Below are 8,592 nucleotides of genomic sequence, written 5' to 3'. Positions count from 1 at the left end.
CTTTTTTCTTGCCGTCAACACCTTTTTGATCAGGTGGTTGACGCCGCTTCTTCGTCCAAACCCGAAGGCTTTTCCTCGAAGCGAGCCGGCCATATTAGCCGACTTTTTCACGCTGTCAACACCCGATGTTCGCTAGGTGTTTCCGGCCCCGCCTGCCTCTGTCGCGCCGAAGCTCGGCAGTTGCGTAGCGGGCCGCGCAGTTTAATGGCACCGAAAAAAAGGTCAACCGTTTTTTTGCGCGCCCTGGCAGTGCTGCGTGCTGCCCGGCTCTCCTCTCTACTATCTAGTAAAGGCGCGGCACAGCCGATCGCCGGCGTTTGCCCGAGAATGCAGGCTGCGCTCCACCATGGAACTCCGCATGATCGCTGCTGCCCGCTCGCCCTGGCGCGACGCTTCACTGCCTGCGCTGATCGCCGGCTTCGTCACCGTGCTGGTCGGCTTCACCAGTTCGGCGGCGATCGTGTTCGAGGCCGCGCGCAGCGTCGGTGCCTCGCAGGCGCAGATCGCCTCGTGGATGTGGGCGCTGGGGCTGGGCATGGGCCTGACCTGCATCGGGCTGTCGTTGCGCTACCGGATGCCGGTGGTCACCGCCTGGTCCACGCCCGGCGCCGCATTGCTGATCGGCAGCGGTGGCGGACTGCCGCTGTCCGATGCGATCGGCGCCTTCGTGGTGGTGGCGGTGTTGTCCACGCTGGCCGGCTTCTCCGGTCTGTTCGAACGCCTGCTGCGACGCATTCCCTTGTCGCTGGCCTCGGCGATGCTGGCCGGGGTGTTGCTGCGCTTCGGCCTGGACGTGTTCGTGGCGATGCAGCACCAACTGGCCATGGCGCTGGCGATGTTCGCCACCTACCTGCTCGGGCGCCGGACCTTCCCGCGCTATGCGGTGATCGCCACCCTGCTGGTCGGCATCGCCGTGGCCGCGGGCAACGGCACGTTGCACCTGGAGGCGGCGCAGCTGCGCCTGGCGCAGCCGGTGCTGGTGTGGCCGACGCTGTCGTGGCAGGCGCTGTTCGGGATCGCGCTGCCGCTGTTCGTGGTGACGATGACCTCGCAGAACCTGCCCGGGGTGGCAGCGATCCGCGCGTCCGGCTATGCGGTGCCGATCTCGCCGACCATCGGCTGGATCGGCGTGGTCAATACGCTGCTGGCGCCGTTCGGCGCCTACGGGCTGAACCTGGCGGCGATCACCGCGGCGATCTGCATGGGCCGCGAGGCACAGGAGGATCCGCAGCGGCGCTACATGGCTGCGGTGTTCGCCGGGGTCTTCTATCTGCTGATCGGCGTGTTCGGCGCCACCGTGGCCGCGCTGTTCGCGGCCTTTCCACGGGAACTGGTGATGGCGATCGCCGGCATCGCGCTGTTCGGCACCATCGGCAACAGCCTGGCCTCGGCGCTGCGCGAGGAACACGAGCGCGAGCCGGCGCTGATCGCGTTCCTGGTCACCGCGTCGGGACTGTCGCTGTTCGGTATCGGCGCGGCGCTGTGGGGCCTGCTGGCCGGTGCGGCGACGCTGGCGCTGTGGCGGCGCAGCCGCTGAGGCTGCGCCGCCACACCGGACTCAGCGCGGGTCGCGCAACTGCAACAGCCAGTGGCTGGGCACGCCGGAATGATCGGGCAGCGGTTCGAAGTCGAACTGGCGGTGCACGGCCGCAGCGCCGTCCACGCGCAGCGGCAGGGTGACGTAGGCGGCTCGGCCCTGCCGCAGCAGGGTGTCGATGCGCTGGGTCTCGGCCAGCACCGCCTCGCTGGCGTACAGGCGCCCCAGATCGCAGCCGATCAACTCGGCGACTTCGCGCTCGTACAGGGCGGCAAAGGCCTCGTTGACGAAGGCCAGGCGGCTGCGCCGCGCGCCCTCGCCGCGCTCGACGATCGCCACCGGCTCGCGCAGCCGCGACAGCGAGGCCTCCAACAGGGCGAAATCCTGCTGGAAGCGCTTGCGCTCCATCAGTTCGATCAACACCCGCAGGCTGCGTGCCGATTCCAGGCTGATCGGCGACCAGGGCCGCGCGCGGCCACGCACGGTCTCCTGCCACAGGTCGAAGCTCTTGCGCGGCGACAGCCGCGAGCCGGCGATGTCCTGCAGCTTGGCCAGCTGCGGATTGCCCGCCCAGTTGACCGTGCGCACCTGTTCGCGGCGGGTCCACAGCAGCGCGCTGCGCGCCTGCGGCATCAGCGGCACGAAGATGAAACCGGCCGCCAGCGGCGCCAGATCGGCCAGCGCCGGGAAGGTCTCGCCGATCTGGTCCGAATGCAGGGCGCCTACCGCGTCGTGGCGCAGCGCCTCGTGATGGGTGGACTCGATCTGCTCGCGGATCCGCGCCAGGTCCTCGGTGGCCGGCAGCATGCCGTGGCGGGTGACGTGGTCGCCATGGAACACCGCCACGCCGTCGGCATCGACCACGTCGAGCAGGTCCGAGGCCATCTCGTCGAGCATCGACGCGGTGAGCATCTCGGCGTCGTTGAAGTTGGTGATCAGCTTCTCGCGCACGGTCAGCAGCACCGACTCGGTGCGCGCGCGCGCCACCGCGGTGATCGCGCCGATGCGCCCGGCCAATGCACGGCTCAATGCATCGGCGACGTCGCGCATTTCGTGGTTGCAGAAATACGGGCGGTAGTGGTGGCAGGCGATCAGGCCCCACAGCGCATCGTTGACCACGATCGAGGCCACCAGCGTGGCGGTGACGCCCATGTTGGCCAGGTATTCCAGGTGCACCGGCGAGACGCTGCGCAGGCTGACGTCGCTCAGGTCCACCGGCGCGCGCAGGCGCGGATGCAGGGTGGGCTGGATCGGCGACGGCACGTAGCCGACGTTGGCGATCTGGCGCACGCGGTTGCGCAGGTACAGCGCGCGGGCCTGCGCCGGAATGTCGCTGGCCGGATAGTGCAGGCCGAGATACGGCTCCAGTTCCGCCGCGCGCGCCTCGGCGACCACGTCGCCGTTCCAGTCGTCGTCGAAGCGATAGATCATCACCCGGTCGTAGCCGATCAGGCTGCGCAGGCTCTTGGCGGCGCGCTGGCAGGCCTCCTCGATGCTGTGGTCGGCCTCCAGCCGGCGCAGCACCGGCAGCGCTTCGCGCAGGGTGGCATCGGCCAGCGGCGCGTCGCGCGGCTCCAGTTCCAGCAGCCACTGCTCCGGATACAGATGCCAGGCGCCGACCCAGCGCTGCGTCGCGGCCGCGGCCGCTTGCTTGAGCGCGACTTCGACATAGGCCAGGTCGCTGCGCTCGGCGGCGTCCGGCAACAGACGCGTGCGCGGATCCTCCAGCACGAGCAGGGCGTCGTAGCGCTGTCCGAGCAGTTCGTCCAGCGGCCGGCCGAACAGGTCGGCGGCACTGGCACTGGCCTGGACGATGCGCCCGTCCTGCGGCTCGATCACCAGCAGCACGCCGTGCGGCTGCACCGAGCCGGGGATATGGATCGGCTCGCGTGCGCATGCGTCCATGTCCAGGGGCACGACGATGTCGCTCATGCGGCGATCTCCAGGGCGAAGTGGGTATGGAAGTGCGCGAACATGGCGCGGGCGCCGTCGACCGCGGCCTGCTGCAGCGGCGCGGTCGGCAAGGCCTGCTCCAGGCGCTGCTGGAAGTGTCGCCAGGCGGCCGGGTCGGCATGGCCGAGTTCGAAATAGGACAACGCCGGCGCGGCGCCGGCCAGGGTCTGGCGCAGGTGCCGGGCGATCACGCGGCCGCCCAGGCGCGAGCCCTCGACCACGTAGAGCATGCCCCAACGGGTCCCGGCCTCGGCGGCCGGCGGCAGCGGTTGCGGCGCTGGCGGCGTTGCCCGCAGGGCATGCAGATCCTGCGCCAGCAGCGGGGTGCGCGGCTGGTATTGCCACTGCGCGTCGCCGCAGTCGCGCAGCCAGGCCGCTTCGCGCTGTTCCCAGCCGGCCAGCACCGCGTGATGGCGACGCAGCAGCTGCACATAGTCGGCCAGCGACAGCGCCGGGTCCACCAGCGCGCGCATCGCCGGCAGGTCTTCCACGGCCTGGTGCTGCTGCGCAGTGGCCTCGCGCAGCAGGCGCGCAGCGGTCAACGGCAGGGCGGTTCCGTCGGGAGGAGACATCATGCAGGCGACTGGTACAGCAGCCGGCCGGCCGCGACGAAAGAGGTGGTACAGCGTAACAACCGCGACCGCGCGGTGCCAGGCGAGGCCACGTGGGACGCGACGACGTCCATCCCGGCAAGCTGAGCCGTTCATGCCGGACGCGCTGCCCGCGCCGCGCCTCAGCCGCCAGCCACCCCGGCGGCCGGCACCCGCGCGCGGCGCCAGGCCACGATCCAGCCGCCGCCCAGCAACAGCGCCGCCAGCAGCCACGGCACGCCGGGGAAGTGCAGCAAGGCGTGCGGGCCGATGAAGGCGGCGAACACCCACGCGTACAGCAGCGGCCCGATCACCCCGGCCAGGCTGACCAGGCTCATCAGCGCGCCCTGGATGCGGCCTTGCGCGTCGGCGCCGACATGGCGGGTGACGATCGCCTGCGCCGCCGGCCCGGCCACCGCCCACAGCGCGCTGATCGGCACGCCGAGCAGGAACAGCGCACCGCTGCCGGCCACGCTGTAGATGGCGAATCCGATCACGCCGCAGCCCAGGCCAAACAGCAGCGCGCCGCGCTCGCCGAAGCGGCGCACCACCCGCGCCACCAGCACGGCGTTGACCACGATGCTGCACACGCCGACCAGGGCCAGCACCCAGCTGACCTGTTTCGGTCCCCAGCCGAAGCGGTAATCGGCGAACAGCACGAAAATGCTCGGGTAGACGTAGTGCGCCAGGTTGGCCAGGAAGATCACCGCGGCCAGCGCGAACACCTGCGGGTAGCGCTGCAGCAGGCGCAGCGCGCCGAACGGATTGGCATGCGCCCAGTCCACGCGCGCGGTGCGCCGTTCCGGCGCCAGCGATTCGGGCAGCACCCACAGGCCGTAGAGGAAGTTGAGCAGGGCCAGCCCGGCGGCGAACCAGAACGGCGCGCGCAGGTGCAGGCTGCCGAGCCAGCCGCCCAGCAGCGGACCGACCACGAAGCCGACGCCGAACGCGGCGCCGATGATGCCGTAGGCCTGGGCGCGCTTGTCGGGCGGGGTGATGTCGGCGATGTAGGCGTTGGCCGAGGTGAAGCTGGCCGAGAACACGCCGGAGACCATGCGCGCCAGCAGCAGCACCGGCAGGCTCTGCGCCAGCGCCATCACCATGAAGTCCACGCCCAGCCCCAGGCACGAGGCCAGGATCACCGGGCGCCGGCCGTAGCGGTCGGACAGCGCGCCCTGCAGCGGCGAGCTGACGAATTGCAGCGCGGCGAACAGGAAGCCGAACCAGCCGACCCACCTGGCCGCGGCGGCGAAATCGCCGCCGGTGAAGCCGCGCACCAGCGAGGGCAGCACCGGAATGATGACGCCGAAGGACAGCACGTCGATCAGCAGGGTGACGAAGATGAAGGCGACCGCGGCGCGGCGTGAGCGGACAGCGGGAGTCGGAGCGTGCACGGCAGGCCTCCTGGCGGACGCGGCAGTGTAATCGGCGCCGCAGCGGGCGCGGGAGACCGGAGTGGACAGCGCCGCCTGCCTGCCGGACCGCGGTGGCTGGGCTGGGTGCGGTCGGCACGATTCCGATCGCGAACGGCGGAGGTCGTCGCGTCGGGACTGAAGTCCCTCCCACAATGGTCTGCGGCTTGGCCGGTTGCAGGTGGAGGCCGATCCCCTCTTGCATCGCCAGTCCAATTGCATCGCTCGCCGCAGGCGTAGCGCCGACTGCGACCGGCCGGGATCATCGCGTCGGGACTGAAGTTCCTCCCACAATGGGAGGTTGGCCGATCGCGCGCCGGGCTGAAGCCCCTCTCGCATCACCGCGGAGGCCGAAGGCGGACGAGCAGGTTCAGCCACGGCCGCAGAGGCCATCGCGTTGGGACTGAAAGGCACCTCCAATAACCTGCATCCGGCGCCATCGAGGCCGGATACGGATTGCACGGTGGGAGCGGCTTCAGCCGCGACCCGGCTTTACCTGAGAAGGCCCCATCGCGGCTGAAGCCGCTCCTACGGGACGCTTCCTGCGGTGATTGGGTGCCATGACGTCTGCGCGCTGGCCCGATTGCATCGGCACCACGTCCGGCTACACCGAGCGACTTCCCTCTCCCGCCGGGAGAGGGGTCGGGGGTGAAGGTCCGGCGCAGCAGCGGCGGGACGCATGCCAGCAAGGCGCACCGGCGCCGCGATCACGGCCGGGCCGTCACCGATGCCGACCGCCGGGCCGCGGTAGGCGGGGGCCGCCGTCCGGCCGCGGTCACAACGCCGCGACAGAGATCGTCTGCTGCAGCACGTGCTGAGCGCCCGGCGCCAGTTCGATCACCTCGGGTCCGGCGTTGGCCGCTTCCAGGCACACGAACTGGCGCCAGTGCGGGCCGACGTCGGCCATCTTCTGTGCGCCGGCCTCGCCCGGGTTCCAGGCCACCAGCGTGCGGCTGCCGGTGGTCGCGATCTCGATGCGGCGCTGCAGGCCCGGGTCCAGCAGGGTGTAGCGGCCGCCGGCGCCGGTGTAGATGCGGTCGCTGCGGCCGGGGTCGCGCGGATCCTGCAGGCTCCAGTCGCCGTGCTGGCGATGCGGCGTGGCGTAGTTCTCGAACTTGTCCAGGTAGTCCAGGCCATCCAGGCCCTTCACCCGCACCTGGGTGGCGTCGGCGACGCGGAAGTAGTTGTGCAGCGCCTGGGTGAAACGGGTCGGCGCGGTGCCGACGTTGTCGGTGACCAGGCGCTGCTCCAGGGTGGCGCCGATGCGCAGTTGCATGCGCAGGCGCAGCGGCAGGTCGTCGAAGTCGGGCGGCGCCAGGGTCAGCACCAGGCTGCCGTCGGGCTCGCGCCGCGCATCCTGCAACTGCCACGGCACGGTGCGCACGAAGCCATGTGCGGGCACGGCGTCGCTCTGGCCCTGGCGGCCGAAGTACGGCCAGCACACCGGGGTGCCGCCGCGGATCGGGGTCGGCGTGGGCTGCGCATCCGGCGACAGCCACAGCGCATCAGTGCCACCCTTGGGCACGAACGACAGCACCTGGCCGCCGAACAGGCTGATCGCGGCGGTGGACTGCGGGGTCTCCACCAGCAGCGAGGGATAGCCGTGGAAGTCGCCTGTGCTCAGGCCGGGGACGTCGGACATGGGATGGATGCTCCGTGGCGCGGGGGATTGGGCGAAGGCTGGGTAAGCGGCCGGCAGCCGAAATGCGGTGGGTGGCTTGGCGCCGAATGGCGTCGTTGCGGGCGGCGTGGTGGGTGCCGGCATCGGTGCGGGCGCGGGCGACGCTGCCGGTGCAGGCGGCTGCGGCGTGGCCGGTGTCGGCGTGGGTGCCGCGGGCGGACTGCCCGCCTCGCGACGCAGTGCATCGAGAATGCGTTGCCCGGCGCGACCGTCGGCCGGCTGCAGGCCCAGGCGTTGCTGCTCGGCCTGGATCGCGCGGCGGGTGGCGGTGCCGATGGCGCCGTCGGCCTGGCCGATGGCGTGGCCGCGCGCCAGCAGCAGGGTCTGCAGTTCGCGCCGCTCGGGGCGGCCCAGGCCGGGGTCGTCGGTCGGCCAGGCGGCGACCAGCCCCGGCTTGCCGCGCAGCCGGTCGGACAGCAGCGTGATCGCCAGCGCATAGCTTTCGGCGGCGTTGTAGGCGTAGATCGCGTCGTAGTTGCGGAACACCAGGAACGCCGGGCCATGCACGCCGGCCGGGATCAGCACCGCTGCCGGCGTCTGCGCCGCCAGGGCGGGCAGCGCGCTGCCATCGGCGGCGGTCAGGCCGCGCGCGCGCCAGTCCGACAACGGCCGGCGCTGGGTACGCCCGGCCAGCGCCGGGTCGAAGCCTGCCGGCAGCTTCACTTCCAGCCCCCACGGCTGGCCGCTCTGCCAGCCGGCGAGCTTGAGATAGTTGGCGGTGGAGGCCAGCGCATCGGGAATGCTGGCGACCAGGTCGCGGCGGCCGTCGCCATCGCCATCCACGGCGACGCGGGCGTAGGTGCTGGGCATGAACTGGGTATGGCCGAAAGCGCCGGCCCAGGATCCGGTCAGGCCCTCGGGCCGCAGGTCGCCGGCCTGCAGCAGCTTCAGCAGCGCGAACAGTTCGCTGCGGAAGAACGGCTGGCGGCGGCCTTCGCAGGACAGGGTCAGCAGCGACACCAGCAGCGGGCGCTTGCCGGAGATGCGGCCGTAGTCGCTCTCCACGCCCCACACCGCGACCACCGTCTCCGGGTCGACACCGTACTTCTGCGCCACCTGCGCGAGCAGGTCGCGGTGCGTGGCGAGCATGGCGCGGCCGTCGTCGATGCGCTGGCTGTCGACCAGGCCGGCCAGGTAGTCCCAGATCGGCGTGGTGAATTCGGGCTGGGCATCAAGCAGCGGCAGCACGCTCGGGTCCGGCTGCAGGCCGGCGGTGAAGCGGTCGAACGCGGCGGTGGTCACGCTGCTCTTGGCGGCCGCCGTGCGCAGCGTGGACAGGCAGCCGACGAACGCGGGGTCGGGCGCCACGGGCGGTGGCGCGGGCAGGGTCTGCGCGGCGACGCAAGGCGCGGCCAGCAGCAAGGCCCAGGCGAAACGCTTCATCGGAGTTCCTCGCCAACAGCAGGCCGGACATCATAA

General features: G+C 71.2%; 5 protein-coding genes. 1 reads left to right on the top strand and 4 read right to left on the bottom strand.

What is annotated here, in order from left to right; translation table 11 throughout:
- The first annotated feature begins 358 nt into the window (after positions 1-358).
- Positions 359-1,537, top strand: coding sequence for a benzoate/H(+) symporter BenE family transporter (locus AC1PMG_RS00780; RefSeq protein WP_481110300.1), 1,179 nt, complete (start codon positions 359-361; stop codon positions 1,535-1,537).
- 21 nt (positions 1,538-1,558) lie between these two features.
- Here the strand turns inward: AC1PMG_RS00780 and bphP are convergent, their stop codons facing one another.
- The 4 genes from bphP to AC1PMG_RS00760 form a co-directional block, all read right to left on the bottom strand.
- Positions 1,559-3,469, bottom strand: a complete 1,911-nt coding sequence (bphP, locus tag AC1PMG_RS00775) for a bacteriophytochrome BphP (protein ID WP_481110299.1) — start codon at positions 3,467-3,469, stop codon at positions 1,559-1,561.
- Positions 3,466-4,065 (bottom strand): biliverdin-producing heme oxygenase, encoded by a 600-nt coding sequence (locus AC1PMG_RS00770; protein WP_481110298.1) that lies wholly within the window; start codon positions 4,063-4,065, stop codon positions 3,466-3,468. The genes bphP and AC1PMG_RS00770 overlap by 4 nt, the downstream gene beginning before the upstream one ends.
- Positions 4,066-4,223: 158 nt before the next feature.
- Complete coding sequence (locus AC1PMG_RS00765; RefSeq protein ID WP_481110297.1) at positions 4,224-5,474, bottom strand: TCR/Tet family MFS transporter; 1,251 nt, start codon at positions 5,472-5,474, stop codon at positions 4,224-4,226.
- A gap of 793 nt (positions 5,475-6,267) precedes the next feature.
- Positions 6,268-8,556 (bottom strand): lytic murein transglycosylase, encoded by a 2,289-nt coding sequence (locus AC1PMG_RS00760; RefSeq protein WP_481110296.1) that lies wholly within the window; start codon positions 8,554-8,556, stop codon positions 6,268-6,270.
- Positions 8,557-8,592 lie beyond the last annotated feature (36 nt).

Source organism: Xanthomonas sp. NCPPB 2250, from assembly GCF_056725265.1.
Note: the sequence above shows the minus strand (reverse complement) of the source record. Positions and strands in the feature narration are given on the sequence as shown.

Coding starts and splice junctions, on each gene's coding strand:
- bphP (WP_481110299.1), bottom strand. CDS start 3,469: ATGAGCGACATCGTCGTGCCCCTGGACATGGACGCATGCGCACGCGAG.
- AC1PMG_RS00770 (WP_481110298.1), bottom strand. CDS start 4,065: ATGATGTCTCCTCCCGACGGAACCGCCCTGCCGTTGACCGCTGCGCGC.
- AC1PMG_RS00760 (WP_481110296.1), bottom strand. CDS start 8,556: ATGAAGCGTTTCGCCTGGGCCTTGCTGCTGGCCGCGCCTTGCGTCGCC.
- AC1PMG_RS00780 (WP_481110300.1), top strand. CDS start 359: ATGATCGCTGCTGCCCGCTCGCCCTGGCGCGACGCTTCACTGCCTGCG.